The 24959-nt window shown below is 68.2% G+C and carries 20 protein-coding genes; 8 read left to right on the top strand and 12 right to left on the bottom strand.

Annotation, left to right across the window (positions count from 1 at the left end; translation table 11 throughout):
• The first annotated feature begins 159 nt into the window (after positions 1–159).
• Positions 160–1503 carry an arginine deiminase family protein gene (locus BKH20_RS12090; protein ID WP_075391315.1) on the top strand — a complete coding sequence of 448 codons (1344 nt, stop codon included), beginning with the start codon at positions 160–162 and terminating at the stop codon, positions 1501–1503.
• 19 nt (positions 1504–1522) lie between these two features.
• Here BKH20_RS12090 and BKH20_RS12085 read toward each other — a convergent pair whose 3' ends face one another.
• The 8 genes from BKH20_RS12085 to BKH20_RS12050 all read right to left on the bottom strand — a co-directional run bounded on the left by BKH20_RS12085 (position 1523) and on the right by BKH20_RS12050 (position 11992).
• Positions 1523–2788: a galactokinase family protein gene (locus tag BKH20_RS12085; RefSeq protein ID WP_256693172.1), complete on the bottom strand. Its 1266-nt coding sequence runs from the start codon at positions 2786–2788 to the stop codon at positions 1523–1525.
• Positions 2785–3627 (bottom strand): nucleotidyltransferase family protein, encoded by an 843-nt coding sequence (locus BKH20_RS12080; RefSeq protein WP_075391260.1) that lies wholly within the window; start codon positions 3625–3627, stop codon positions 2785–2787. The genes BKH20_RS12085 and BKH20_RS12080 overlap by 4 nt, the downstream gene beginning before the upstream one ends.
• A 22-nt stretch (positions 3628–3649) precedes the next feature.
• Positions 3650–5068, bottom strand: coding sequence for a phosphoglucomutase/phosphomannomutase family protein (locus BKH20_RS12075; protein ID WP_075391259.1), 1419 nt, complete (start codon positions 5066–5068; stop codon positions 3650–3652).
• A gap of 88 nt (positions 5069–5156) precedes the next feature.
• Positions 5157–6020: a carbohydrate ABC transporter permease gene (locus BKH20_RS12070; protein WP_075391258.1), complete on the bottom strand. Its 864-nt coding sequence runs from the start codon at positions 6018–6020 to the stop codon at positions 5157–5159.
• On the bottom strand, positions 6017–6970 hold the full coding sequence (locus tag BKH20_RS12065) for a carbohydrate ABC transporter permease (RefSeq protein ID WP_075391257.1): 954 nt from the start codon (positions 6968–6970) through the stop codon (positions 6017–6019). The genes BKH20_RS12070 and BKH20_RS12065 overlap by 4 nt, the downstream gene beginning before the upstream one ends.
• 64 nt (positions 6971–7034) lie before the next feature.
• Entirely contained in the window at positions 7035–8327 is a 1293-nt protein-coding gene (locus BKH20_RS12060; protein WP_081381707.1) for an extracellular solute-binding protein, read from the bottom strand.
• Positions 8328–8472: 145 nt separating this feature from the next.
• Positions 8473–10683, bottom strand: coding sequence for a 1,3-beta-galactosyl-N-acetylhexosamine phosphorylase (gene gnpA / locus BKH20_RS12055; RefSeq protein WP_075391255.1), 2211 nt, complete (start codon positions 10681–10683; stop codon positions 8473–8475).
• A 97-nt stretch (positions 10684–10780) separates the two neighbouring features.
• Positions 10781–11992: an ROK family transcriptional regulator gene (locus BKH20_RS12050; RefSeq protein WP_075391314.1), complete on the bottom strand. Its 1212-nt coding sequence runs from the start codon at positions 11990–11992 to the stop codon at positions 10781–10783.
• Between the two features lie 644 nt (positions 11993–12636).
• Here BKH20_RS12050 and BKH20_RS12045 point away from each other — a divergent pair.
• The 3 genes from BKH20_RS12045 (at position 12637) to BKH20_RS12035 (ending at position 15737) form a co-directional block, all read left to right on the top strand.
• Positions 12637–13914, top strand: coding sequence for a quaternary amine ABC transporter ATP-binding protein (locus tag BKH20_RS12045; protein WP_075391254.1), 1278 nt, complete (start codon positions 12637–12639; stop codon positions 13912–13914).
• Positions 13914–14792 (top strand): ABC transporter permease, encoded by an 879-nt coding sequence (locus BKH20_RS12040; RefSeq protein ID WP_075372872.1) that lies wholly within the window; start codon positions 13914–13916, stop codon positions 14790–14792. Before BKH20_RS12045 ends, BKH20_RS12040 begins: the two co-directional genes overlap by 1 nt.
• Before the next feature lie 66 nt (positions 14793–14858).
• On the top strand, positions 14859–15737 hold the full coding sequence (locus BKH20_RS12035; protein ID WP_075391253.1) for a glycine betaine ABC transporter substrate-binding protein: 879 nt from the start codon (positions 14859–14861) through the stop codon (positions 15735–15737).
• Positions 15738–15796: 59 nt separating this feature from the next.
• On the opposite strand, the gene BKH20_RS12030 is transcribed toward BKH20_RS12035, so the two are convergent.
• Entirely contained in the window at positions 15797–16381 is a 585-nt protein-coding gene (locus BKH20_RS12030) for a hypothetical protein (protein WP_075391252.1), read from the bottom strand.
• Between the two features lie 231 nt (positions 16382–16612).
• Here BKH20_RS12030 and BKH20_RS12025 point away from each other — a divergent pair, with 231 nt between their 5' ends.
• Positions 16613–17530, top strand: a complete 918-nt coding sequence (locus BKH20_RS12025; protein WP_075391251.1) for a DUF3800 domain-containing protein — start codon at positions 16613–16615, stop codon at positions 17528–17530.
• A gap of 26 nt (positions 17531–17556) precedes the next feature.
• Here BKH20_RS12025 and BKH20_RS12020 read toward each other — a convergent pair whose 3' ends face one another.
• Complete coding sequence (locus BKH20_RS12020) at positions 17557–18129, bottom strand: hypothetical protein (RefSeq protein WP_256693171.1); 573 nt, start codon at positions 18127–18129, stop codon at positions 17557–17559.
• A gap of 215 nt (positions 18130–18344) precedes the next feature.
• Here BKH20_RS12020 and BKH20_RS12015 point away from each other — a divergent pair, with 215 nt between their 5' ends.
• From BKH20_RS12015 to BKH20_RS12005, 3 genes are all read left to right on the top strand, one after another.
• A complete protein-coding gene (locus tag BKH20_RS12015) occupies positions 18345–19445 on the top strand; it encodes an o-succinylbenzoate synthase (protein ID WP_075391249.1) in 1101 nt (366 codons plus the stop codon).
• A 132-nt stretch (positions 19446–19577) separates the two neighbouring features.
• Positions 19578–21323: a 2-succinyl-5-enolpyruvyl-6-hydroxy-3-cyclohexene-1-carboxylic-acid synthase gene (gene menD / locus BKH20_RS12010; RefSeq protein ID WP_075391248.1), complete on the top strand. Its 1746-nt coding sequence runs from the start codon at positions 19578–19580 to the stop codon at positions 21321–21323.
• Between the two features lie 212 nt (positions 21324–21535).
• Entirely contained in the window at positions 21536–23275 is a 1740-nt protein-coding gene (locus tag BKH20_RS12005) for a S1C family serine protease (protein WP_075391247.1), read from the top strand.
• 21 nt (positions 23276–23296) lie between these two features.
• On the opposite strand, the gene BKH20_RS14815 is transcribed toward BKH20_RS12005, so the two are convergent.
• Positions 23297–24100, bottom strand: a complete 804-nt coding sequence (locus tag BKH20_RS14815; protein ID WP_256693169.1) for a hypothetical protein — start codon at positions 24098–24100, stop codon at positions 23297–23299.
• Positions 24101–24132: 32 nt separating this feature from the next.
• A complete protein-coding gene (locus BKH20_RS11995) occupies positions 24133–24372 on the bottom strand; it encodes a hypothetical protein (RefSeq protein WP_256693168.1) in 240 nt (79 codons plus the stop codon).
• Positions 24373–24959: the final 587 nt, after the last annotated feature.

The raw sequence follows: 24959 nt of genomic DNA, 5'->3' as shown, positions 1-24959 counted from the left end.
ATCTTACCATTCCTGTGGTTTGCGACAACTGCGTTCTTCGCCGTCCCGGTTGATTCTTCGCTCAACAAAACCTGTCGATGGCGGGCGACGGCGGTGGTGCGGACCATTCCTGCCGGCGACCGGGCGGAGACACCCCTGACCTCCGACTACGCTGTGCCCATGACACAGACCGGTGCGACCGCCAGCCGTCCCTTCGTTCCCGTGGCCGAGGGCGGGGGGCGAATCGACTCCGAGACCGGTGCCCTGCGCGAGGTGATCGTCCACCGTCCCGGCGGGGAGATCGCCCGCCTGACCCCCATCAACGCCGACTCCCTGCTCTTCGACGACGCCCTCAACGTCCCCCGGGCCCAGGCCGAGCACGACGCCTTCACCGCGATCCTGCGCTCCGAGGGCGTCATCGTCCACGACTTCCGCGAGCTGTTCACCGAGGTCCTGGCCGTCCCCGAGGCCCGCCGGCTGGTCCTGGACGAGGCCATCGGTCCCGACGTCGTCGGCGTCTCCGCCTCCGAGCTGCTCATCGACTACTTCCAGTCCCTGCCCGACGCCGACCTCGCCGAGGTGCTCCTGGGCGGCATCACCCGCACCGAACTGCGCGAGCGCCTCAGCTCCTCCGAGGGGTGCGACCTGTTCTCCTCCACCTACCTGTCCACCCTGGAGGGGCCGTTCGTCGTCACCCCGCTGCCCAACCTGCTCTTCACCCGCGACGCGTCGGCCTGGCTCTACGGCGGGGTCTCGGTCAACTCCATGGCCCTGGAGCCGCGCCGTCGTGAGGCCATCGGCTACGAGGCCGTCTACCGCCACCACCCGGCCTTCGGCCCGCGCCTGGCCGAGCTCGCCGGCTCCGACGGCCCGGACGCCCGCCTGTGGCGCGAGGTGGGGCGGGTCTCGGCCGCCTCGACCATCGAGGGCGGCGACTTCCAGATCCTGGGTAACCGGACCCTCGTCATGGGCCTGACCCACCGCTCCACCGCCGCGGGCGTGGAGCGCCTGGCCTCCCAGCTCTTCGCCTCCGGCGTGGCCGACCGGGTCATCGGCGTCCACATGCCCGACGCCGCCTTCTACACCCAGCTCGAGGCCGTCATGCACCTGGACACCCTCATGACGATGGTCAGCCCCGACACCTACCTGCGCTTCCCCGGCTTCACCGAGGTCACCACCGTGGAGATCGAGCCCGCAGCCACCGGGCGGTCCCTCCAGGTGACGGTCCACGACGGCTCTCAGATGGACGCGGTCCTCGCCCGCGCCGCCGGCATCGACTCCTTCCGCGTCATCAGCCCCGGCGCCTCCGACGAGGCCGAGGCCCTGCGCGAGCTCGCCCGGGACTCCTGCAACGTCGTGGCCCTGGCCCCCGGGCGTGTCATCGGCTACGCCCACAACCAGCGCGCCAACGACGCCCTGCGCAAGGCCGGCATCGAGGTCGTCGAGACCCCCGGCGTCGAGCTCGTGCGCGGCCGCGGCGGCTCGCACTGCATGACCTGCCCCGTCACCCGCGACGCGGTGTGAACCCGGCCGGTCGGGGCGCTCAGAGCAGCCGGCAGGCCCCCGGCCCCGGCCTGGTGACGATCACCGCGGCCTGCTCGGCGCCCGGCTCACGGTCCCGGTAGGCCCCGATCCACTGCTCGGCGAAGGCCTCAGCGTCGTCGGCCCGCACCAGGGCGTACACCGACCCGCCCCACCCGGCGCCGAAGGAGGAGGCACCGATGGCGCCCGCCTGACGGGCCAGCGACACCATGAGCCGAGTCTGCGGCACCTGGTTGCACAGGCCGCGGTCGGCCAGCTCCTGGGAGCGGTGGAGGACCTCACCCACCCCCGGGTCGGCCGCGGCGATCATCCGGGCACCGGTGGGAACCAGGACGAGGGACTCGATGAGGAACTGCTCGATCCGCTGCCTCTCGTAGCCGGGCTCGCACAGCCCCAGCAGGTCCTTCAGGGCCGGGTCACCGGCCGCCTGCTCGCCGGTGGCCTCCCCGACCAGGTGCCTGACCGCACCGGCCAGGGAGGCGTCAGTGCGTCCGGTGGACTCATTCCACCTGGCCAGCACCGCCTGGACGGTACTCGGCCCGCGGTTGTAGTCCTCCAGGGCCGCACCGGTCTTGTGGGCCAGCACCCCGCTCACGCCGACGACGAGCGCCCACTGGGCGGGGAAGGAGATGGTCTGATCGATGCGTATCGGGTCGAACCCGGCCAGGAGCAGCCGGTCCTGGGCACCGCACAGCATGCCGGTGTGGTCCTCGCTCCCGCCGCGAGTGCCCACCCCGCTGGTCCCCGGCAGGTCCCGCCACGCCCGTCCACCCTCCACGGCGGCGAGGTAGCCGGCCAGGGACAGTCGGTCGGGCATCGAATCGATCCACCGGGGATCCTCGTCCCAGCCGTTGAGGGAGGCCAGGGCCAGGGCCGTGGCGCACACCAGCGCGGAGGACGAGCTCATCCCGGAGGCCGGCGGCAGGTCCGAGGAGACGGACAGGTGGGCCGCGGCTCCCGCCCCGAAGTTGAGGGTGAGGCGGTCCAGCACCGTCTGAAGGTAGCGGCCCCAGTGGCCCGGCTCCAGACCCGGGTCCACCCCGGCGCGCAGGGTGACCGGATCACCGCCGTCCGTGGTGGCGGTCAGGGACCCCGGCGGCCCCGCCACGCGACGCGCCCGCGCCGTGATCGCCCGGTCGACGGCGCCGACCAGGACCGAGCCGCCGGCGTAGTCGGTGTGCTTGCCCAGCACCTCGACGCGCCCGGGCACCCGCCAGGCGGTCTCCTCGGGCGCCTCACTCAACGCCCCGTGCGTCTCCCGGCTCACAGCGACACCTCCGTCCTGGACAGGCGGGCCTCGACCTCGGCGATGTCCTCACGCCGCGACAGGTCCAGGACCCCGCCGGTCGCAGAGAGGACCGAGACCGGGCCGGGCAGGGCGCGCACGGCGTCGACGATCTCCAGCTCGCCGCGCGGCGAGGGGGTGATGCGGCGGCAGGCGGCGAAGATCTCCGGGGTGAACCGGAAGGCGTTCATCGACACCGGGGCGTGGGGACCGGCGGCCCGAACCACCTCCGCTGAGGGCTTCTCCACGATCTCCTCCAGCGCCCCGTCGCGGGCGCGCACGAGGGCGAAGGCGGCGATCCGCTCGGCGGGGATGTTGGACTCGGCCACCAGGGCGGCACGGTCGAAACCGGCCAGGGCGTTGCCCCGGTGGCGGGCCAGGTCGCGCAGCACCTGACGGGGGTAGTAGTTGTCCCCGTTGACCATGAGGAAGGGCTCCCCGCCCACGGCGGCCTCGGCGGACAGGACGGCGTCGGCCGTCCCCAAGGGGTTGACCTGGACGGCCAGGTCGATCGTGAGCCGGCTGAGCTCCAGGGAGTCGACGTGGCGGCGGAAGTCCTCGTGCTCGGGCCCCACGACCAGGACGGCCCGCTCGATCCCGGCGTCGACCAGGGCCGAGAGGCTGTAGTCGATGAGCCGGTGCTCGCCGATGGGCATGAGGGCCTTGTAGCCGCTGGCCGCGGCCGTGGCCTGCTGGGAGGTCAGGCCGGAGCCGGCCGCGCTGCTCGCCCGCATGCGTGTGCCCAGGCCCCGGGCCAGGACGACGGCGACACGGGTGCGCTCCGCCGCGCCGCTCACCGTCTCAGTGATCGCGTCTGTCATGGGTTCCTTCCTCCTGCCCGTCTCAGGCGTCCAGGCCGTAGTGGCTCGCGACGGCGGCCGCGGTGGCCCGGGCCTCGTCACCGGTGGGCATCTCGGCGAAGACCCGCAGGAGCGGCTCGGTGCCCGAGAAGCGGATCGTCACCCAGCCGCCGCAGGTGAAGTAGACCTTGCAGCCGTCCTGCCAGGAGACGCGCTCGATGTCGTGGGTGAAGGCGGGCAGGTCGTGGGCGCTGAAGATGCGCTCCTCAAGCTCGGCGCGCCGTTCGGAGGTGAAGCCGTAGGCGTTCTCCACCATGACGAGCTCACCGTACCGGGCCACGATGTCGGCGTAGAGCTCGGAGAGCCGCTTGCCCGAGGCCGCCACCGCCTCGACCAGCAGGGAGCCGGCGTAGATCCCGTCCTTGCCGGGGATGTGGCCGCGCACGGTCAGGCCCCCGGAGGACTCGCCCCCGATGACGGCCCCGGTCTCGGCCATCTTGGCGCTGATCCACTTGAAGCCGACGGGCACCTCGTAGCAGACCTGCCCGTGGGCGGCCGCGACCCGGTCCAGCAGGTGGGTGGTGGACATGTTGCGCACGGCCGGCCCCGACCAGCCCTTGCGGGTCAGCAGGTAGTCGTAGAGCAGGACCAGGACCTGGTTGGGGGTGAGGTAGGCGCCGGTGTCGTCAATGATGCCCAGGCGGTCCGCGTCCCCGTCGGTGGCGATGCCCAGGTCCGCGCCGGACTCGACGACGGCGTTGCGCAGGGTGGTGACCGTCCCCTCGGTGGGTGAGGGCATGCGGCCCCCGAACAGGGGGTCGTGGCGGTCGTGGATGACGTCGACCTGGCAGCGGGCGGTCAGCAGGATCGTCTGCAGGCTCGTCTCGGAGACCCCGAACATGGGGTCCAGCACGATGTGCATGTGGGCGTGGCGGATGGTCTCGGTGTCGAGCTTGTCGATGATGGCGTCCAGGTACCAGTTGATGGAGCGCTGGACGGTGACCAGCTCGCTGGATCGGGCCTCATGGGGCTCGACGCTGCGCACGTCCGCATCCGTCAGGCCCTGCAGGGAGGCGGTGAGCTCGTCGGTGACCTTCAGGTCGGCGTCGCGGCCGCCGGGCAGGAAGATCTTGATGCCGTTGTACAGGGCCGGGTTGTGGGAGGCGGTCACGGCCATCCCGTACGCGGCCCCCAGGCGGCGCACCGTCCACATGGTGGTGGGGGTCGGGGAGGGGCGGTCGATGAGGGTGACCCGGATGCCGTTGCCGACGAGCACCTCGATGGCCCACCAGGCGGCGGTGTCGGACAGGAAGCGGCGGTCGTAGCCGATGACGACGCCCTGCTCGGACGTGCCCTCCTTCAGGATGCGGTGGGCCAGCCCCTGGGTCAGGAGCCTGACGTTGGCGCGGGTGAACTCGTCGCCGATCACGGCTCTCCAGCCGCCGGTGCCGAAGTGGATCATGGTGGTTCCTCTGCTGAGGTGCCGTTGCCCGGGACGGGGCGGCGAGGTGGATAGGGGGTGGTGAGGGAGGGTGCTGGGTGGGAGGGGCTCAGCCCTTGACGGCGCCGGCGGCCAGGCCGGACTGCCAGAAGCGCTGCAGGCCCAGGAACAGCCCGATCAGGGGGATGACGCCCAGGAGAGCGCCCTGGAGGAGCGCCCCGTACTGGGGGTTGAAGTAGGTCGACATGCCGTAGAGCCCCAGGGTGACGGGCTTGAGCTCGGCGGAGTTGATGGTCATCAGCGGCAGGAAGAAGTTGTTCCAGGTGGCCACGAAGATGAACAGGAAGATGGTCACCATCGCCGGTGCGAGCAGCCGCAGCACGATGGTGAAGAAGATGCGGATCTCGCTGGCCCCGTCGATGCGGGCGGAGTCGATGATCTCGTTGGGCACCGAGGAGTCGGCGTAGACGCGGCCCAGGAAGACCCCGAAGGGGCTCACCGAGCACGGCAGGATGATCGACCAGACGGTGTTGGTCAGGTGTACGGCGTCGAGGACCAGGTACAGCGGGATGGTCAGCAGCGCGATGGGCATGAGCAGGCCGGAGAGGATGATGACCTGGACGGCGCCCCGGCCCGCGAACTCGAACTTCGCCAGGCCGTAGCCGGCGGACACCGACAGGAGCGTGCCCAGCACCCCGGCGACGCTCGAGTAGAGCAGGGAGTTGAGGATCCAGCGCCAGAAGAGCCCCTGGGTCCAGCTCATGAGCGCGCTGTAGTTGGTGGAGAAGCTGTTGCGTCCGGAGAACCACCACCCGGAGGTGGTCAGCAGGTCGGAGTTGGACTTGGTGGAGGAGACGATGAGCCAGTAGACCGGGCCGAGCATGTAGGCCAGGACGATGACCAGGACCGCGATGGTCAGGGTCCGTGCGGGGATTGACGGGCGCAGCGAACGAGGAGTGTCGGTGGGCTTCACTTGTCGATCCTGTTCTGCACGAGGGCGTAGAGGGCGGCCAGGACGCCGGCCACCAGGGCGATGAGGACGGAGATCGCCGAGGCCGGGCCCGAGCCGGAGGGTGAGAGCGCACCGGTCATCGAGTTGTAGGCCATCATCATCGGCGTGTAGTCCAGCCCCATCCACTGGTTCTGGCTGTACAGGACGGTGGGCTCGTTGAACAGCTGCACCGTCCCGATGATGGAGAGCAGGACCGCCAGCAGCGAGGCGGAGCGGACCATGGGGATCTTGATGCGCCGGACGATCTGCCACCCGCTGGCCCCGTCGATGCGGGCGGCCTCGTAGAGCTCACGGGGCACGGACTGCAGCGCCGCCAGGAAGATGAGCATGTTGTAGCCGGTGAAGGTCCACGTCGTGATGTTGGCCATGGACCACAAGATGATGTTGCGGCCGAAGAAGTCCACCTTGAGGCCCACCAGTCCCAGCAGCTCATTGATGGGGGAGAAGCTGGGGTTGTACATGTAGAGCCACATGATCGCGGCCACGATCCCGGGGATCGCGTAGGGCAGGAAGAAGCCCAGGCGGAAGACCGTCACCCGCTTGACCAGGAGGGAGTCGAGCACCAGCGCCAGGGCGAGGGCCGCCAGGATCATGACCGGGACCTGGACCACTCCGAACAGCAGGACCCGGCCCAGCCCCTTCCAGAAGGCGGGCTGACCCGCCGCCTGGACGTAGTTGTCCAGGCCCACGAAGGTGCTCACCTTCTCCCCGCCGCCGTAGAGGTCCGTTCCGGAGGCGACGTCGCGGAAGAAGGAGCGGTAGACCGACACCACGATCGGAATGAGGAAGACGACGGCGAACATGGCCAGGAACGGGGCCACGAACCCGATGCCCGCCCGGGCCTCCCTGCGCCTTCGCAGCGAGGTGGTGCGGATGGCGGATGCGCCCGGAGTCGTTGTCGTCGTGCTCATGATGCTCTCACTTCGATCGTGGTGCCGGTGGCTGCCTGTGTCTGCCGGTGGGCTGTGCGATCGCCTACTCGGCGACGGGCAGGTTGGCGTCCTTCAGGGAGCTGACGGAGGTCTTCTGGGCCGCCTGGAAGATGTCATCGACCTTGCCGGTCCCCTTCCCGGCCGCCTCAGCGGCCTTGGTCATGGGGTCGGCCAGGGAGGGCCAGGTCGGCATGAAGCCGAACGTGGAGTTCACGGCCGCGTTGGCCTTGGTGAACTCGGCGTAGACGTCCTGGCCTCCGAAGAAGGTGGAGATGGTCTGCGGGGTCTTCACCGGGGCCTTCGCGGTCAGGACCAGTCCCTGGGTGGCCAGGTCATCGACCTGGGTGTTGAACCAGTCGTTGAAGGCCATGGCCCCCTCGGGGTTGGAGCAGCCCTTGAGGACGGCCACGCCGGAGCCCCCGTCGGGACCGGACATGGCCTTGTCACCGAAGGCGGGCAGCTGGGCGACCGCCCAGGACCCGGCATTGGGGGAGTCCTTCATGGTGTCGGCCAGGAGCGCGCCCTCCCAGGCGGCCCCGATGGTGCCGATGAGCTGCTGGTCGACCAGTGCCTTGCCGAAGGAGTCGTCCCAGCGGTTGGCCACGAGGGCCGTCTTGGAGTCCAGGACCCCCTGCCAGAAGGAGGAGACCTTGGCGGTCTCGGGGCTGGAGACGTTGACCTTCCACTTGTCGTTCTCAGCGCTGTACCACTGGGCGCCGGCCGCGGCCGCCTGTCCCGCCAGGGTGTTGGGGGCCTCGTCGGGCTCGAAGGCCAGGGCGTACTTGCCCTGCTCGGCCGCCTTCTTGGCGACCTCGGCCAGCTCGGCGCTCGTCGTGGGCACCTTCAGCCCGAGCTGGTCGAAGGCGGCCTTGTTGTAGAAGTAGACCAGCGGGCCGGAGTCCTGCGGCAGGCCGACGACGGTCTTGCCCACGGTCATCAGCGACATCGACCCCTCGGAGAAGTGGTCCTTGTACTTCTCGGCCTGGGCGGAGACGTCGGTGAGCATGCCGGAGGTGTAGAGCTTGGGGATCTCGGCGTAGCCGACCTGGGCCAGGCAGGGGCCGGTTCCGGCCTTGACGTCGTTCTCCAGCTTGACGTTCATGTCCGCGGCCTTGCCGTCGAACTTGGTGGCCTCGACCTTCATGTCGGGGTGCGCGGCGTTCCAGCGGGCCACGATGTCGTTGACCTTCGTCATCCCCTCGCCGTCGGGCAGGCGGTGCAGGTAGCGGATGACGCCGCCGGAGGAGGCCGAGCCGGATGAGCCGGTCGTGGCCGAGCAGCCGGCGGTGAGCATCGCGAAGGCGAGCAGCGAGGCGGCCAGTGCATGTTTCTTCATGGGAGTTTCCTTCTTCGTCATTGAAAAGGCCCGGCGTCTGCCGGAAGGAGCGGGGGCGCGGCGGGGCGGTGACAGGGAGCTGTCGGTGCTGTCGGTGTTGTGGGTGCGCGCCCGTGAGCGGAGCGTGGATATGGAACGGGGGTGCTCACTGCGAGGCAGCGGTGAGCCACTGGTGGCCTCCTTCCTCCAGACGGACCGTCCGGGGGCCCTGGGGAGTCGGCACCGTCGTGGTGACGGGCTCCAGGGAGTTGTTGATGACGAGGGTGGTGCGCCCGTCGGGGTAGGCGGCCACCTCCACCCTGGGGTCGAGGGCCGCCCAGGCGGAGAACTCCTCCTGGCACCCCGCGGCCCAGAAGATGGCCCGGTGCAGCAACCGGGAGTTCTGGGCGCTGTAGGGCAGTCCCGTGGCGTACACCGCCCGGCCCCGACCCAGCTCGTGGACCGCGAGGCGGACCTGGCCGTGCGCGGCGTCGAGCACCCGGGTGGCGGGACTGGTGACGACGATGTCGGGGGTGCCCTCGCCGTCGTCGAGGCCGCCGGTCAGGTCCCGGGTGATGAAGTGCTCCTCTGCCTCGGGCGGACGACGGCGCGTGCTCAGGCCCCAGCCGATCTCCCGGTCCACGCCCAGGACGTCGGCGAGCTGGAAGGTGACTCCGTGGGCGGGGTGGGCGCTGGGAGCCCCCACCCCGATGAGGCCGCCGCCGGCGGCCACGAAGGAGCTGACCTGGGCCACCAGCTCTGAGTCCGCCCACTGCTCGCCCCCGGAGAAGGCGGTGCCCTCGGCGCCGGCGCAGATGAGGACCTTCACCTCCGGGGCCAGGCCGGCGCGCACGTCGTCGAAGGACAGGAACTCCACGTCCACCGGCAGGCCCGACAGCGCCTCGAGGACCCCCAGGTAGGTGTAGGTCTGGCGGTACCACAGCGCGTGCGCGACCATATGCGTCATCCAGGAGCGCAGGCGGCCCCAGGAGTTGACGACCGCGACCTTGAAGCCGGGGGTCAGCGGACGCAGCCCCGCGGAGCGCTCGTGGATGGCACGGAACTCCGCGACGATCTGCTCGACGCGGTCGATGAAGTCAGGGTGCTCCACGGCCAGGGACAGGTAGCCTCCGTAGCCGATCCGGTCCAGGGGGGAGCGCACGATGGCGCGCCGGGCCTCCAGCCAGCTGCGGTTGGCCTCGGTGACGGGATCGCCCCCCGGGTGGAAGACATCGGGGAAGAAGTACGGCAGGAAGCGGCCCTCGGTGTAGCGCACGTGCGGGATGTCGGCGATCATCCGGCAGGTCGCCCCCGATCCGACCGAGCCGACGACGGCGTCCAGGCCGGTGGTGGCGAAGTGCTCGCCGTAGGGCTCGGTGCCGATCCAGTTGTCGCCCAGGAACATCATCGCCTCCTTGCCCTGGGCGTGAACGGCGTCGGTCAGCTCGCGCACCCGGGAGCACACGAAGCGCTGCTGGAAGTCGATCCAGTCGCGGAAGGCGCGGGTGGGAACCCTGAAGGGGGAGTTGTAGTAGCCGGCGTCGATGAAGTCCTCGGCGGTCAGGCGGTAGCCGTACTCCTCCTCGAAGGCCTCCAGGGCCGGGACGCTCACCGAGGCGGAGTAGCCGAACCAGTCGACGAAGCGCTCGGTGGCGTCGGCGCCATAGACGAGGGTGAAGTGGTAGAAGAAGGTGGTGAAGCGGACCACGTCCACCTCGGGGTGCTCCGTGAGCCAGGCGCTCAGGTGGGCGCGCACGTGGGACCACGTGGCCTCGTGGCGCACGTCGAAGGGTTTCTCCTTGACGCGCGTGGGGTCCTCGTCCCAGCCGTTGGTGAGGTAGTTGTACATCTGGGTGGGGTCCCAGGTCTGGTTCGCCAGGAAGCTGACGGTGTAGACGTGCCCGGCGAGGGCCTCGTGCACGGTGACGGTGCGCCCGTCGGCCTCGATGCTCCACGCGGTGGCGGGCAGCTCCTGACCGGTGGTGCGGTCGTGGGCCTGCCACCAGCGCGTCACGTCGCAGCCGGTGTCGGGGCGGACCTGGTCGGCGAACCAGGAGGCCAGCAGGTCGATGCTCACGGAGCCGTCGGCGGTGGCGGCGACCCGGTCGGACATGAGGAAGATCCGGGTGGCCTCCTGCGGATGGGCATCGGCCCAGACGTTGTCGCCGCGGCCCACGAAGTAGGTGGAGTAGACCTTGGTGGCCAGCTCCGAGACGATGCTGGGCAGCTCGGTGCCGTCGGAGTTCCGCACGGCGTCGGCGCCCAGACGGGCGATGAGGCGGCGGACCTCCTCATCCATGCCGGTCTGGATCGGCAGGGTGAGGCGTCCCCCCGCCTGAGAGGGAAGCGGCGCCGTGGGCTGGGTCTGGAGAGACATCAGCACTCCTTCGGGCTGAATAGTCTGAACTCCGAACAAACTACAGCATGTGGTGCCCCTTGGCTACTGGCGAGGCGGTCGATAAGCCGGGTGGCGCCTAGTAGGTGGGCCTGATGTCCACCAGGGTGGGGTTGTCGAGCACGGACTCCAGCGCGACCAGGGCCGCCCCGTGTGACGAGGCCCACTGGCCCAGGTGGGAGGTCTCCAGCCTCACGGCGGCGCGCTGGTCCAGCAGCCGGTCCTTCAGGATGGAAGCGGTGGGGGAGATGAACACGTCGGCGAAGGCGGCCAGGTATCCCGACAGCACGATCACCTGAGGGTTGAGGACGTCCGCCAGGATCGCCAGGGCGCGTGCCAGTGCCTGCTGGGAGAGCCTCAGCCTGCGCGCGAGCTCGGTATCCCCGGCGTCGAAGCGCCGGCGCAGGATCTCGATGCGCTCATCCAAGGAGGTGGTCTCGTCGCGCACCGCGTCGCCAGGCGGGTACGCCGAGGTCAGGGCCTGCAGGCCCGAGCGGGTCTCCCAACAGCCGCGCCGCCCGCAGCGGCACGCCAGGCCCTCGGGCTCCACGGGCATGTGGCCGACCTCGCCGGTCAGGCCCAGCCAGCCGCGCAGGAGGTGGCCGTCGGCGATGATGCCGGCGCCGATCCCCTCGCCGCCCGACAGGTAGAGCAGGTTGTGCACCCCGTCCTGCGCGTAGCGCTCATAGGTGGCCAGTGCGGCGAGCTTGGCGTCGTTCTCCAGCGTGATGGCGGGGACGCTCCTGCCGGGGTCGATACGGCGGGCGACGGCGTCGCGGACCCTGTCCGCCACGGCGACGTCGTGCCACTCCAGGGTGGAGGAGTAGTGCACGGTATTGTCGGTGTAGTCGATGATCCCGGGCTGGGCCAGGACGATTCCCGGAACCGTCGTCCCCTGCTGCGTCAGCTGCTCCAGGGCCTGGGACAGCATGGCCGCCACATGCTCGATCATCGTGTCGGGGTGGTGCGCGGCGTCGTCGACGAGCTCGCAGCGGCGCGCGATGACGTCTCCGGTCAGGTCCGCGATGGACAGGAGCAGCGAGGCGCCACTGATCTCCAGGCCGATGCCGGCCGCTGTGCGCGGAGCCGTGCGCAGGCCCGTGCTCGGCCTGCCGACGCTGCCCGACAGGTCCGGTTCCTCCTCGATGAGCAGCCCCCGGGAGCACAGCTCGGCCACGAGGGTCGAGACCGTTGCCTTGGACAGCCCCGTCTCGCGGGCCAGGCGCGTGCGCGACAGTGCGGGACTCGTCTGGAGGTGGCGCAGGATGAGCGACATGTTCGAGATGCGCACGTCGGCATGAGCCTTGGGTCTGTGCGCGCCCGGGCCTCCGAGGGATCCCCAGGGGTCCGGACCGCCCGCCGGGATCCATCCTGCAGCCGGCACGACAGTCTCCTCCTCCATCAGCGCCCCGGTTGGTCCCGCGGACCGCGGGCGTGTCCCTCAGCGTAGTGATTCCACGTGAGAGGGGAGGGGGTTCGGGTGCGCGCCATGTCGTTCCGATACGGAGCGGAGGGCATCAACGAAGCAAATGTGATTATCAACACATCCTGAGGTGCTAGGGAACTCCGGTTGCGGGTGTGAGCGTTGTTAGTTATGCGCCGCGCTCATGCGCGTGCGGCGCGAGACCGCGGGGGAGCCGCGATGATCGTGGTCATTTCAAGCATTCTCGGTGCTGATGGATGGTCGTGCCTGACCGTGCGCGCCAGGCGAGCCCCGCCCCGTCCTACGGGCGTGGCGCCGGACACGCTCGCAGGCGTGTCAAGGCCTGAAGTCCCCTGAATTCGCGGGATTCTGCGCCTACTCAAATTGACCGCGTGAACACTCCGCAGCACCATAAAATGGGTCTGCAGCCGTCATGGGGTCCGGACGCGACTCTCACAACTCGTTTTCCGGACCCTCGCGGCCAGGCCAGGAGCTAGATCGCGAGGAGTGCAGTGAAAGTCATTGAGGCCAACCATGTCTACAAGGTCTTCGGGCGTCGACCGTCCGACGGCGTCAAGAAGCTCAAGGCCGGCAGGACGCGGGACCAGCTGAGGAAGTCGGGACAGACCGCGGCCGTCATCGACACCTCCTTCGACGTCGACAAGGGCGAGATCTTTGTGGTCATGGGCCTGTCGGGCTCCGGGAAGTCCACCCTCATCCGCATGGTCAACGGCCTGCTGCCCATCACGGCCGGCAGCATGACCCTCTACGGTGAGGACCTGGCGCACGTCTCGAAGTCAAAGCTGCGCGAGCTGCGCCGCAAGCGCGTCTCCATGGTCTTCCAGAACTTCGCCCTCCTGCCGCACCGGACGGTGGGGGAGAACGCCGCCTACGGCCTGGAGATCCAGGGTGTGAATCGCTCCGAGCGCGAGCGCCGGGCCACCGAGGCCCTGGCCCTGGTCGGCCTGAAGGGGTGGGGCGGCTACAAGCCCGGGGAGCTCTCGGGCGGTATGCGTCAGCGGGTCGGCCTGGCCCGCGCCCTGGCGGCCGAGACCGACATCCTTCTCATGGACGAGGCCTTCTCCGCGCTCGACCCGCTCATCCGTCGGGAGATGCAGGACCAGCTCATCGACCTGCAGGGCAAGCTCGGCAAGACGATCCTGTTCATCACCCACGACCTCAACGAGGCCATGCGCCTGGGGGACCGCATCGCCATGATGCGCGACGGACGCGTCGAGCAGGTCGGCACCGCCGAGGAGATCCTGCGCGACCCGGCCTCCGACTACGTCTCACGGTTCGTGGCCGACGTCGACCGCACCCGGGTCCTGACGGCCGGCTCCATCGCGGAACCCCCGTACGCGGTCCTGGGCTCGGACCGCAGCCCCCACGCCGCCCACAAGCTCCTGCGCGAGAACCAGCCGCCGTGGCTGCTCGTCCAGAACCGCGACCGCACCCCCTTCGGCTACGTCTGGGAGGACGACGTCGCCCGGGCGGTCAAGGAGGGCTCCGACGCGCTGCCGTTGTCCACGATCCACGAGATGCCGGTCGTGCCGCACTCGACCCCGGTCAACGAGCTGTTCGCCTACGCCGCGCAGCACGCGGCCCCCATCGTCGTCGTCGACGATGACGGACGGATCTCCGGCGTCATTCCGCGCGTCACCCTGTTGGCCGCCATCAGTGAGCAGAACCAGGAGGCCAGCGCCTCCAGCGCCGAGCCGGCCGTGGAGCGGACCGATGCACAGGCCGGCAAGGCCAGTGAGACCACCGAGGCCGAAGGAGCCGACGCCTGATGATTCCCGTACAGACTCCTCTTCCCAAGATTCCCCTGGGCACGGCGGTCGAGGTCCTCATTGAGTGGATCCAGGTCCACCTCCACGGCTTCCTCAGCGCGATCTCACGGGTCGGCACCCTGGTCAACGACAACCTCGTGGACCTGCTCCTGGCCGTGCCCCCGTTGCTCATGGTGGTGGTCTTCGTCCTTATCGCCTGGATGGCGAAGTCGTGGAGGCTGGCGGTGGGTACCGCCATCACCTTCCTCATCATCATCTCCCTGGGGCAGTGGGTCAATGCGATGGAGACGCTGGTCCTGGTCACCCTGGCGACCCTGACCGCCCTCGTCTTCGCCATCCCCCTGGGGATATGGGCCGCCCGCAACAAGTACGTCAGTATCCTCGTCCGCCCGGTCCTCGATCTCATGCAGACGATGCCGGCCTTCGTCTACCTCATCCCCTCGGTGCTGTTCTTCTCCATCGGGGTGGTGCCCGGGATGTTCGCCACGCTCATCTTCGCGATGCCCCCCGGGGTGCGCATGACCGAGCTGGGCATCAAGCAGGTGGACAAGGAGACCGTCGAGGCGGGGCGTTCCTTCGGCGCCACCGACTGGCAGATCCTGCGGGGCATCCAGCTGCCCCTGGCCGTCCCCACCATCATGGCGGGCGTCAACCAGGTCATCATGCTGGCCCTGTCGATGGCCGTCATCGCGGGCATGGTCGGTGCGGACGGCCTGGGGAAGGAGGTCGTCAAGGCACTCGCGACGATCGACATCGCCAAGGGCACCGAGGCGGGGCTGTCCATCGTGTTCCTGGCGATCTACCTGGACCGGGTGACCGCGGCCCTCGGGGCGCCGCGGGAGAAGGGCTCGCTGCTCTCACTCATCAAGAAGCGGTGACCCATGACTCGACGACGCTTTTCCACTTCGCCCTCACCGGCGTCGGGCACGTATCGAAGGAACACCATGCAGACCTCCCGCCGCACCTTCACCGCTGCTCTGGCCTCCTTGGCGGCGGCGGGCGCCCTGTCCGCCTGCGGTAAGGGTTCCGGCGGCGGGGGCAAGCGACTCCGCCTGGGCTTCATCCCCTCCTGGAGCGACGGCCTGTCCATGACCCACCTGCTCAAGACCCAGCTGGAGAAGGCCGGGTACCGGATCAAGCTGACCGACCTGAGTGAAGCGGGGCCTCTCTACGCCGGGCTCAGCCAGGGGGCGGTCGACCTGTATCCCTCGGCGTGGCCGGACGTCACTCACAAGGAGTACATGGACAAGTACCGCACCTTCATCGAGGACCTGGGGACCTACTACGACGCGGCCAAGCTGTGCTGGTCCGTCCCGGACTACTCCTCAATGACATCGATCGAGGATATCAAGCCCCACGCCTCGCAGATCGGCAACAAGATCATTGGTATTGAGCCGGGTGCAGGACTGACCAAGGTGTCGCAGGAGGACGTGATCCCCGCCTACGGTTTGGGGGACATGAAGTTCCTGACCTCCTCCACCACCGGGATGCTGGCCGAGCTCAAGAAAGCGGTCGATGCCAAGCAGGAGATCGTCGTGACCCTGTGGCACCCCTTCTGGGCGAACACCACCTATGGCATGCGGGACCTGAAGGATCCCAAGGGGGCGCTCGGTAAGGGAGAAGGGCTTCACTTCCTGGGGCGAGAGGGCTTCGCGCAGGACTACCCGGAGATCGCGACGTGGCTCGGCTCCATCAAGATGGATGAAGCCACCTACGGCAGCCTCGAGGACCTCGTCGTCAACACCTACGGTGAGGGCCGGGAGGATGAGGCCGCCATCGCCTGGGCCAAGAAGTACCCGCAGTACGATTTCAAGAAGTCCTGACGCCGGACGGCCACGGCTTGGGTGGGACCCGCGCCGGGCGCACATGGCGACGGGGCCTGTCAGTCCTCGATGCGGTTGCCGTCCTCGTCGAGGTAGTAGCCCTCGTCGTCGATGGGGCGGAAGGTCATCCGGCCGTCGGCGATCTCCTCGGCGAAGTGCTCCCGGGTCATCAGCCGGGTCTGGCGCCCGCGTTCCTTCATCTCCTCGTAGGACATCGGTGTCTTCCACGGCCGATCCACTGCGCAGAAGATGACCAGGAAGGTTGCCCACGTGAGAAGCGTCAGGTGAGTGAGGCGGTGCGGTGCGAAGACCATGGCCGCCAGTGCTCCGCCAATGGCCGGGCAGATGAGGGCGGACAGGATCCGCTGCGCGGTACTCATGTCGTTGGTGCGTTGGATGCGCATGGTCAGGCGCATGGATGCCGCATCCAGGGTCTCGTGCACGGCGGTCGCCAGGATGGCGAATCCTGTGATCTGGTCGTAGGTGAGCCCGGCGCGCGTGAGGGCGGACCAGAGGGCCAGCACGACTCCGACCGCGAGTGCGTCGAAGACTCCCAGGAAGACCCTTCCCGCAGCCACCGCTGACAGGGGAACGTCCGGCTTCCAGTGCCGACCTGGTGTGTGGGTGACGTCGCGTGTGCTCATATGCCCTTCCCCTGACGCTCCAAGCTCACAGATGACGCCCTCTCATCCTAGCAAGACTGTGACCGTCATCGCAGTTGAGGTCTGTCGAGGTGGAGGGTGCTTGTCGTCTTGACGGCCGGCGGGAGAGTCGCTACCTTTATCAGAGGTAGCTAGGGATGAGACAGTTCCCCGAGCGCCGATTCGAAGAACCCCGCCACGGGCGGGGTTTTTTCGTGGACAAGGAGTGGCGTAGTGATTTTAGCGTATATCGATGAAACTGGAGAACCGGGAGCTTATGTTGGGCCTAATCACCCGCGGTATAAGACCAGTGCTGCATTTGGTTACGCGGGATTCGTGGTCCCTGAGGCGGTGGTCAGGGATGTTGGAGCCCGCTTTCAGTGTGAAAAATTAACTCTCTTCAGTACGGAAATCGGTGACCTGGAGCATCCTGGGAGGTGGGAGCGGAAGGGAGCCAGTATATTTCGTCCGAAAACACTGGAGTCGTTTCCGCAGCAGCTTCGCGTATTCAACGGGCTTGTTGGCTATCTAAGAAGAAGAGGTGGGAGGCTCTTCTATTATGCGGATGAAAAACCTGTTGGTACTCCGAAGCAAACAAGGCTCGACCCTGCTGTCCGAGAGTCTCAGGCGATGGCTGAGACTCTCAATCGTTTGGCGCGCTATGCAGACGGGAGAGATGAACATCTTCTTGTTATGATCGATCAGATCAACGAGAAGACTCGTATTGAACGACTTTCGAGCATGTACGGTCACATCTTCAGTCGTGCGGCCGATCATCCCGAGATGCGTAGGATTGTGGAACCGCCCATGCATATCGATTCCAAACTCAGTGCAAATATTCAGTTTGCGGACTGGATTGCTGCGTGTGTGACTCGCGCTATCGATTATCAGTTAGTGAGGACGTCCCGTCATCAATGGGTTACTGATGGTAGGCTCTTTCCTAACCTGGGTGGAGCCTTTACCTTCGAGTCAAAACTGCGTCTCCACAACCGCTCTCTGAATGATATTCACCACTCTCGCCTTTTTGATCGGAGCAGGCCGCTCCATCCTCAGCCCGATGGGCAACTCTTGGGAAGTAGTATTGATCCTGATGTCGCGCGCAAAATGAGGGGGATTGCGGAATCTCGGCAGCGTCGATCATCCGATCGCTGACCTCGTCCGCGACTGAAACTCGCCGGCTACAGCGCCGCGTGGGTCAGTGCGATGCGGTGGAGCTCGGGCAGGTACTTGCGGGCGTCGCGGAAGTCGGCGGTGACGTACTCCGGTGGGATCGGTTGGGGCTGATGGACGCGTTTGTGGAGGGCGTCGTATCCGAGTGAGGTGTCCCACGGCCTCTCAATGAGGGCGACGAAGGCCATGAACGGCAGCCACGTGAGAACCGTCAGCGCCGTCGTCGAGGCCGGGGCGATGAGGCGGGCGGCCAGGAATCCCGCGACCGCGGGGCAGGTCACGGCGATGAACGTCAGCAGCAGGCCGTGAGGATCCCCCGAGCGCCAGGCCCGCATGATGAGTCGGTGGGCCGAGGCGTCAATGAGCTCGCGAATCGCCACCGCCACCAGGGAGAACAAGCACGCCCTGCCGAGTCCCAGCCCGGCACGGGTCAGCGCCGACCAGGCCAGCACGATGACCGTCAGACCGAATACGCCGGGCAGTCCGAGGACCAGGCGGCCCACGACCATCGCGGAGACGGGCGTGACGGGCCTCCAATGATGACGCCCTGAGCCTCCCGACCTTGTGCTGCCCTCGTTCATGACGTCCCCTCGGTGTGATCGCGAATTCAACCGCGTAGGCCATTCTACAAAGGTCCGCGGACAGTGGCCTGCGCTCACGGCCGCGCTCGGTGCTGGAGCCGGGGCGGACGACGGTGCCGGACAGCCCGCTGCGCAGCCCCGTGGGTGTTTGCCGAGGTGGGCCCCGCCACCCTTGTCCCGGTTTCGTCGTCGTGATTGAAGATCGTGCGTATTCTGTGCCCGTGAGTCCGGACCATCAGCATGCCAGCGGCGAGATCGACATCGCCTCTCTTCATGCTCAGGACTCCACCGGTCTGCTGGATCGCATCGACCGCGCCGTCGTCTGGGACATTCCCCTGACGACGCCGTTTCGCGGCATCACCCGTCGCGACGGCGTCCTGCTCCACGGCCCCGGGGGCTGGGGCGAGGTCGCGCCCTTCTGGGACTACGGGTTGGAGGCCAGCGCCCCCTGGCTCGCCTCCGGGCTGAGCCAGGCCCTGGGGAACTCTTTCCTTCCCCGCTACCGGGAGACCATCTCCGTCAACGTGACCGTCCCCGAGGTCGGCACCCAGGAGGCCGCCGAGCTGGTGCGGGCCTCCGGAGCCAGGACCGCCAAGGTCAAGGTCAGCGGCAGCAGCTCCAAGCGCTCGGCGGACCTGGAGCGCCTCGAGGCGGTCCGCTCGGCCCTGGGGCGCTCCGGGAAGGTGCGCATCGACGTCAACGGCGCCTGGGACCTCGATACCGCCCGTGAGAACCTGCCCCTCATGGACCGGGCCGCCGGAGGACTGGAGTATGCCGAACAGCCCTGCGCCACCGTCTACGACCTGGCTGACCTGCGCCGCGCCGTCGACGTGCCCATCGCCGCCGACGAGTCGATCCGGCTGTCGGCCAACCCCCTGGAGATCGTCCACCGGCGCGCCGCCGACGTCGCCATCCTCAAGGTGGCCCCGCTGGGCGGGGTGCACCGGGCCATGGACATGGCCGAGCGCCTCGGACTGCCCACGGTCGTCTCCTCCGCCCTGGACACCTCCGTGGGCATCATGGCCGGCGCCACCCTCGCCTTCAGCCTGCCCTCCCTCAACCACGCCTGCGGCCTGGGGACCACGTACCTGCTGACCCAGGACGTCGCCGACCCCAGCGTTCGTCCCAGCAACGGGACCCTGCGTCTGGACGCCGCCGCCCCCGTCTCCGAACGTCTCCTGGATGAGGTCAAGGCGGGCCCCTACCTCACCAAGCACTGGCAGACGCGGCTGCTGCACCTGGCCGGCGCCCTGCACGCCCGCCGCCAGCGCGAGGCCCGCGACCCGAGCCGGGCCGTGGCCGGGCTGCCGCTGTAGCCCGCCCCAACCGCGCGGTGGGCTCACTGGGCTGTCCCTACTGTGATCAATCGCAGCCCGGCGCAGGCGGGCCGCTCTCGTATCCTCGCTCTTGTGACCGACTCCCCGGAGCCCCCGCAGCTCCCGCCCGCCATGGCCGACGCGCGCAGCCTCGTGGCGGCCCTCCTGGCCGAGGGCGTGCGCGAGGTGGTCCTGTGCCCGGGATCGCGCAGCGCCCCGCTGGCGGACGCCCTGGCTGATGCCGCCGACGCCGGACGCATGCGTCTGCGTGTCGTCCTGGATGAGCGCAGCGCCGGTTTCGTCGCCCTGGGGGCCGCCCGCGCCCACGCCCTGAGCGGGCACAGCCGCTGCGCCGCCGTCGTGACCACCTCGGGCACGGCAGTCTCCAACCTTCACCCGGCCGTCAGTGAGGCCGACGCCGCCGGCATCCCCCTGCTCGTCATCAGCGCCGACCGGCCCCACGAGCTGGTTAGCACCGGCGCCAGCCAGACCACCGAGCAGACCGGGCTCTTCGCCCCGGCCCTGCGCCTGGGCGTGGACCTGCCCGCCGACCTGGCCGCCGACCTCGGAGGCAGCGCGGCCGATGCCGCCATCGCCGGGCAGGTGCGCCGCGCCGTCGTCGCGGCCACCGGGACCCTCAGCCGGGATCCCGGGCCGGTCCAGATCAACGCCCGCTTCCGTCCGCCCCTGACGGTGGAAGGCACAGTGGAGGGCGCAGTACCCTCCGCCCCGGCGCCGCCCGCCCCGCCGTCGGCCACCGTTGCCCGGGCAGCGGTGCCGGCCGGAGCCCAGGCGGCCGGTGCTGGCCAGCAGGTCGGCTGCGGTTCCTCCACGCAGGGGCGGGGGCTCGTCGTCGCCGGAGACACCGCTCACCCGGCCGCCGGCGCCCTGGCCAGGTCTCTGGCCGAGCACCTCAACTGGCCACTCCTGGCCGAACCCACTTCCCATGCCCGCAGCGGCCCCCAGGCCCTGACCCGCTACGCCGAGCTGCTGGGCACCCCGGTGGGCCGCGCGCTCGCGGAGCAGGCCGAGCACCTCCTCGTCCTGGGCCACCCCAGCCTCAGCCGCTCCGTCACCGCGCTCCTGGGACGCGAGAACCTCGACATCACCGTCCTGACCGAGCGCGCCCGGTGGACCGATGTCTCCGGGCGAGCTCGACGGGCCGTCCCCATTGACGGCCCCGATCGCGAGTCCGACGACGACGCCCTCCGCTCGGCCCGGCTCGCAACCCGGCTCGGCCTGGAGAGGGCCGACGCCTCCTGGGTCGACTCCTGGCGCCGGGCGGCGTCGGATCTTCCCGAACCGGACTGTTCCAGCAGCGCCGACGCCGTGGCCCGGGCCGTGTGGGAGGCGAGCCAGGCCCCCGGCGCCCCCACCCTCCTGCTGGGCTCGTCCATGACGGTGCGGCGCCTGGACCGACTCGCCCAGCCCGGCGCCACAGCCCCGAAGGCGGTTGCGAACCGCGGCCTGGCGGGAATCGACGGCACCATTGCCACCGGAGTCGGACTGTGGATGGCCTCGGGCGGACCGGTTCGCGCCGTGATGGGTGACCTCGCCTTCCTCCACGACGCCATGTCCTTGAACCGAGGCGTGCATGAGGAGGAGGCCGACCTGCAGGTGATCGTCGTCGACGACGGTGGGGGCGCGATTTTCTCCCACCTCGAGTACGCCCACACCACCCCACCTGCCCGGTTCGAACGGATCTTCACCACCCCCCAGCATGCGGATATCGCCGCACTGGCGGCAGCCCTGGGGGCCCGGGTCCATGTCCCCGATAACGTCGCGGCCCTCCGCAGGATCCTGGCCGAGCCGGTCGACGGTATGAGTGTCGTCATCTGGGAGACCACGAGGCACGATCCTCACACCGTGACAACATGAACGACGATAGAGATAGACGGCAGCCGGCGGGAGAGGACCCGCGCCAGTGGACCCGGCTCACCCTGAAGCCCACTGCAGGACTCTCAGCCCGCTGCGATACAACGGTTACACGATCCACAGCGCAGCCTCAGGGAACCATCGGAAACGGTACAGAGCCCTGGTGTTGTCTACCCGTGGATCTGAGAGGGCGAGATGCCCGAGGAGGAGCACACATGAGCGGATACGACGAGACGAACCCGGAGGCATACCGGCCCACTGAGCCCGGAGCGGTGACAGACGGCGGTCACTCCGGTGTCGACTCCTGGTCCGCCAGCGGCCAGGCCGACCCGGCAACGGCGGTCTCCAGCGGCGAGGGCCCGACTGCGGCCGACAACCGCGGGGGCTACGAGGATCTCTCCCAGGCCTATGCCGCCGACGCCTCCGACTCCGAGCCGGTCCTGCCTCAGGGGGCAGGCGCGCAGCGCTGGGATGAGACCCGGCAGCTGCCCGCCGAGCCGCCGACCTCGCAGCTGCCCACCGAGCAGTCCACGTCGCTCTACGCGCAGTCCGCTCAGGAGCAGTACCAGCAGTCTCAGCAGCAGTCCTACCAGCAGCCGCAGGGTCAGTACTCCGCCCCTCAGACGCAGCAGGCGGCGCCGTCCAGCTACTCATCCCCCCAGCAGCCCTACCAGGGGCAGCAGTCGCACTTCGGCTCGCCCTACACGAGCGTCCCGACGACGCCCGGTGGTTACGCGCCGGCCGGCGCCCCCACCGGGGAGTCCTTCTACGCGGCCTCGAAGTCCGCAGGCACTGAGAACGGCGCCACAAGGCGCCGGGGGCCGGGCTGGTTCGCCCTGGTCGCCTCCGTGGTGGTCGCCTCCCTGCTGGGTGCCGGTGGGGCTGTGGGCGCGGTCAGGTACATGGATGTTCACGGTGGGGACACCTCATCGCGCCCCTCGACGGCGCCCACTGCCATCGCCACCGGAAGCACGACCCAGACCGTCAACAGCACTGGCCAGGCCCCCGACTGGGAGGCCGTCTCGGCCGCCGTGTCCAACGCCGTCGTCTCCATCGGCGTCGTCACGGACAAGGGCACCGCGCTGGGCTCCGGAGTCATCTTCGACAAGGAGGGGCACATCATCACGAACAACCACGTGGTGGCGGGGGCCTCCAAGATCCAGGTGACGCTGGCCGACGGCCGTGTCTATGACGCTGAGGCCACCGGTACCGACCCCGCCACTGACCTGGCGGTCATCCAGCTCAAGGACGCCCCCGACAACCTCACCGTCGCCCAGCTCGGTGACTCCGACCAGCTTGCTACCGGTCAGGACGTCATGGCGATCGGTAACCCGCTGGGCCTGTCCTCGACCGTCACCACCGGCATCATCTCCGCCCTCAACCGGCCCGTCGTCAACTCCCAGAGTGAGGACGGCTCGGGCGGTTCCGCCTCTTCGGCGGTCTACACCAACGCCATCCAGATCGACGCCGCCATCAACCCCGGTAACTCCGGTGGGCCGCTCTTCGACGAAAAGGGGCGGGTGATCGGGATCACCAGCTCCATCGCCACCATGGGGCGCTCCAGTGATGGCGAGGGAGGCTCGGGAAGCATCGGCATCGGCTTCGCCATCCCCGTCAAGCTGGCGGACAAGGTTGCCAAGCAGCTCATCAAGTCCGGTACGGCCACTCACGCCTACCTGGGAGTCACCCTCGACACTGATGGCGCCACGGCCGACGGCGAGAAGCGCGCCGGCGCCAAGATCACCTCGGTCGAAGGCGGCTCGCCGGCTGACAAGGCCGGTCTGAAGAAGGATGACGTCGTCATCGCCATCGATGGGAAGACCACCGCCCAGGGCTCGGCGCTGACCGGTTACGTGCGCCAGTACTCCGCCAACGACAAGGTCAAGCTCACGGTCATCCGCGACTCCAAGAAGCAGGACATCGACGTAACCCTGGCCGAGCGCAAGGACTCCTGACCGGGGAGGCTCCTGCCTGTCCTACCGAGACCGACGGCTCCAGGTCCAGGAGCCGTCGGTCAGTTCTTCCTCGGTGGGTTCCAGGACGGCGAGGACGGTGTTGAGGGCCTCTGGTCCCGAGAGCCTGGCGCGCAGCCGGCCGTCGGTGGAGAAAGTGCTCAGGAGGCGTTCGAGCTGGCGCATGCTCAGGGGCAGGTAGCCGATGGGGTAGCGGGTCTCTAGATGATTCTTGAGAACGATGACGGCGTCGGCCTGGCGGACTCCGATGAGATGCGGATGCTCCTTCCATGGAATCTCGAGGCTGTGTCCGTTGGACTGAGTCAGCTCGATACCGCTCTTGCTGACCGTGATACGACGCCTCACGGGGTGGAAGCCATGAAGGACCTGTAAGAGATAGGGGAGGCTCAGTGCTCCCAGTGCCGCTAAGGCTGCTGATCCGATCCAGTCACCCTGGCGGTGCAGCAACCAAGCGACTGCAGCGAGCGGTACTCCCAGAACGCCCAGCAGTGGAACACTGACTTCAAACAGAAGCATGCCGGTTGGGGTCGTCATGACGACTTGATGGCTGTCATGACTCCAGTATTCTCGGCCGGCTGAAAGGAAGTACTTGAGGCGCCAGGCTGAAACTGCGTAGCTGACGATGAAGACAGCGAGGTAGATCATGGCTAGTGCTGTGGTGGTGCTTCCTGTGAGAAACATGGGGATGCTGAACATGGCTGCGGCCACAGCGATCGCTCCGAAGAACAGAGGTGCCCGATACCGGTTCTTATCGATGCGTTCCGGCGTGATGATGGGCTGGGCTGCCTTGCCCATCAGGAAACTCATGGTGGTCATCCTTGCGTTGGCGTTTGTGCTGTCTAGTGGCTCCAGGTCCAGGAGCCGTCGGTCCGTTCTTCCTCGGTGGGTTCCAGAATGGTGAGGACGGTGCTGAGGGCCTCGGGTCCCGAGAGCTTGGCACGCAGGCGGGTACTTCTGGAGAAAGTGCTCAGGAGACGCTCGAGCTGGCGCATGCTCAGGGGCAGGTAGCCGATGGGGTAGCGTAGCCCGCGGTGGTTCTCGAGGATGATGATTGCGTATCCTTGGCGGATTCCGATCAAAGTTGGGTGGGCCTTCCATGGGATAGAGTGAGTGTGTCCATCGATCCGGGTGAACTCAACGGAATCCTTACTCAAGGAAATTCTGCGTCGAGTGAGGCCGCCTGTTTTAAGGATTGGTATGAGGTGTAGGAGACCAAATGTGCCCACAACGATGAGGAGGACGGGTACCAGCCGTGCTGCTTGGTGTTCGAAAGTAAGCAGGATAATGCCAGCCACGAAGGGGAGACTAAGTAACAACACCAACCCGAATTCCCATCCGTTCAGCACGCTTGTAGTTAGCAAAACTACCCTGTTGCAGTCCTGTCTCCACACTTTGAGGCTTATTCATAGGGGTGTTTAGGGTGTTTAAAAGGGGGTGTGTCGTTAGATAGGGTGGCGGCTTGCTCTTGAGAGAGTTTTGGTGACTAAGCCAGCTCAACCAAGAAGCAAACCGCTATGGCGAATAGTAGCACGAGAATCTCTCTCAGTGAGGTCCTGGACCTGTGCGAGGCCATTCACGCTTCCGGCCCCCTGCCGGTGTTCGGGGCGAGGGTGTTGGGGCTGTTCCTGTGTGTGCGCCTGACCCTGACCTACCTGAGGCACAACCT

Source organism: Actinomyces oris, assembly GCF_001937445.1.
GTDB classification, from domain to species: Bacteria; Actinomycetota; Actinomycetes; order Actinomycetales; family Actinomycetaceae; genus Actinomyces; species Actinomyces acetigenes.
The sequence above is the reverse complement of the archived record's forward strand: the minus strand, read 5'-3'. Positions and strand labels throughout refer to the sequence as shown.